This is a genomic window from Synechococcus sp. H60.1 (assembly GCF_047462335.1).
Taxonomy (GTDB): Bacteria; Cyanobacteriota; Cyanobacteriia; order Thermostichales; family Thermostichaceae; genus Thermostichus.
This window is the reverse complement of record NZ_JANSJA010000005.1, coordinates 1-2,817: the sequence shown is the minus strand read 5'-3', so window position 1 is coordinate 2,817 and position 2,817 is coordinate 1. Positions and strand designations below refer to the sequence as shown.

3 protein-coding genes are annotated in these 2,817 nt (G+C 59.9%); 1 reads left to right on the top strand and 2 read right to left on the bottom strand.

The features are described from left to right. Positions 1 to 61: 61 nt before the first annotated feature. The gene (locus NW852_RS00280; RefSeq protein WP_414366791.1) at positions 62 to 976 is read right to left on the bottom strand and encodes a S1 RNA-binding domain-containing protein; all 915 of its coding nucleotides are present in this window, start codon (positions 974 to 976) and stop codon (positions 62 to 64) included. Between the two features lie 148 nt (positions 977 to 1,124). Further along, a complete protein-coding gene (locus NW852_RS00275; RefSeq protein ID WP_414366793.1) occupies positions 1,125 to 1,565 on the bottom strand; it encodes an RrF2 family transcriptional regulator in 441 nt (146 codons plus the stop codon). 129 nt (positions 1,566 to 1,694) lie between these two features. On the opposite strand from NW852_RS00275, the gene NW852_RS00270 reads away from it, so the two are divergent. Continuing rightward, positions 1,695 to 2,690, top strand: coding sequence for an AAA family ATPase (locus tag NW852_RS00270; protein WP_414366792.1), 996 nt, complete (start codon positions 1,695 to 1,697; stop codon positions 2,688 to 2,690). Positions 2,691 to 2,817: the final 127 nt, after the last annotated feature.

Genomic DNA, 2,817 nt, shown 5'->3' with positions numbered 1-2,817 from the left:
AGACAAAAGCTCTGCTGTCAAGCGGGTGAGGAAACCCCACCCGCCTACGCGGTGGAGTAGTTCATATGACCTTGCCCTCGGACGTGATTCTTCCCTTCAGTTTGCTGGCCCGCTCTTCGGCTTCCTCGGTAATGAGAGGCAGTTGCTCTAACACCTCGCCGGGGTATTTTTCCAACACCCGCAGAGAGAGCGCTATCCGCCCTTTGGCCTCATCCACATCGATGACCACGGCCTTGAGCGGCTGACCAGGCCGGAACAAGTCGGATAAGGAGGCAACAAAGCTTTGGCTGACCTGCTTGATGTGCAACAGCCCGCTGCCCCCCTCCTCCAGCTCAACGAAAACGCCAAAGGGCTTGAGGGCGCTGACCTTGCCCCGCACCACCTGGCCGGTGGTGTAGATTCCCAGGCTCTCAGCCTGTCGCGCTACTCGCTGGGAGAGCACCAGCTTGTTGGCAGCAGGGTTGACTTCCAGCAAACTGGCGGTCAGCGATTGGCCCACCAGCTCTTCTAGATCTTCCCGTTGGTTGAGATGCGAGCGAGGAATAAAGCCCCGCAGCCCCTGCACATCCACCAGCACTCCACCCTTGTTGGTGCCGATCACCGGGGCAGTTACTGTCTGGCCACTGGCCTGTTTTTCGGCCAGCTCCTCCCAAAGTCGCTTCAGCCGCAGCCGCCGCGCCGAGAGCACGATTTGCCCTTCCGAGTCCTCTCGCAAGATGAGAAAATCGGCTTCGCTTTTGAGGGGAAAAAGCCCGCTCAAATCCTCTCCTGGGCGGATCCCGGCTTCCTTCAGGGGCAAAAAGGCCGGCGACTTGCCGCCGATATCTACCAAGGCCCCATCGTTCTGGTGCTGGAAGATGCGACCTCGCACCACCTGTCCCGGTTGAAAGTCAAGGCTTTGCGCCTCCAGAGCCTTGGCAAAATCTTCCGAAGAAAACGTATCGGCAGCCTGAGAGCGAGGGAAACGAAAGGTCATGGAAAGGAAGCCATTCGAGAGGCAATGGGTTTCAGGATAACCCAAAACCTGCCAGGGATCCCAGCCCCTCTCGTCCGCCTCAGCGGGAAGAGGTGCTCACCCTCTTGAGCGGAGGCCAAGCCCAGGGCATCGACACCGGCAGCTTTACCTAGATGTAATACATCAACCTGGCCTGTTGCTGTTGCGCCTGCCGGTCGCAGAGGTCTTGCAAGGTCGTTTTTTGGAGAATGCCCACCGCTGCCGCCTGGGCATCTTGCCAAGCCTGCCAGAGCACCTGGCGCTCCGGCGAGAGATCGCCGCTGGGCAAGTCCCGGGAGCGGCTGAGATCTTCTCCCTCGATGGCCTGAATGATGTCCAACAGGGAGATCTGCCAGGGTGGTCGAGCCAGAGAATAACCCCCTTTGGCACCCCGCTGGCTGCGTACCAGGCCCTGCCTGCGCAGCGTGGCCAGCAACTGCTCCAGGTAGCGGTCGGGAATCGACTGATGGGCTGCGATCTCCTTGATCTGCAATACCCGGCCATCATGGTAGTGCTGGGCCAACTCCAGAAGAGCTAGGAGAGCGTACTCACTTTTACAAGACAGTTCCAAAATACCCATCCTTCCTGCAGGGATCAGGTCTATGGTACTCCGGTTTCCCGCCGGAGTTTTGTGAGATCCCCTTTGGGTTAGCGGTGGGTTCGGCCTGTATGGTGGAATAGGCCCCTTTGGGAGTGGTTTATGGCAAGTGTTGGCTCCCTATCCGGTTCAGCGCGGATCCCGGCGGAGCGATTGCAAACTTTGCGGCAGCAGATTGGCAAGCTGATCGCCAACGTCGAGTCGGTGTTTCAAGGCAAGCCACAGGTGGTGCAGGCGGTGGTGACGGCCCTGGTGGCGGAAGGCCATGTCTTGCTGGAGGACATGCCGGGAGTGGGCAAAACCACGCTGGCGCGGGCCATTGCCCGCAGCTTGGGGGCCAAGTTTCAGCGAATTCAATTTACCAGCGACCTCTTGCCAACTGACATTCTTGGCCTCACCCTCTTCAACAAAGAGAAAGGGGAGTTTGAATTTCGCCCAGGCCCCATTTTTGCCCATGTCATCCTGGCCGACGAGATTAACCGCACCTCTCCCCGCACCCAGAGTGCCCTGTTAGAGGCAATGGCGGAAAAGCAGGTTTCGCTGGATGACCGCACCTACCCGCTGCCCAGTCCCTTTATGGTGTTGGCCACCCAAAACCCCTTGGAGTATCACGGCACCTATCCCCTCCCGGAAAGCCAGTTGGATCGGTTTTTGGTGCGGCTGTCCATCGGCTACCCCAGCCCTGAGGTGGAGCGGGCTTTGCTGCTGCAGCGACAGCAGGCAGAGCCGGTGGAGGCTCTCCAGCCGGTGCTTTCCCTGGCGGAGCTGCGGGAGATCCAGGCGGCGGTGGATCAGGTGTACCTGGATGGATCCCTGGCCGACTATCTGCTGCAGGTGGTGCAGGCGACACGCGCCTCCAAGCTTTTGCGGGCTGGCGTGTCCACCCGCGGGGCATTGGCTTTGGCAAGGGCTGCACGGGCGCAGGCGTTGGTGAGAGGGCGGAGCTTTTGCCTACCGGAAGATCTGCAAGCTTTGTTTGTGCCGGTGCTGGCGCATCGCATTTCTTTAGCCGGATCTGGGGACATGACGAGCAACCGACGGCAGGAAGCAGAGGCCGTCATCCGCGACATCGTGGCAACGGTTGAGCCGCCGGTTTGAGGAGGGATCCCCTGGGCAACAATAGGAGCCAACGGTCTTGGGCAGAACTGCGGATTCGGATCCCAATCAAGAAAATGAACTACCCCACCGCGCAGGCGGGTGGGGTTTCCTCACCCGCTTGACAGCA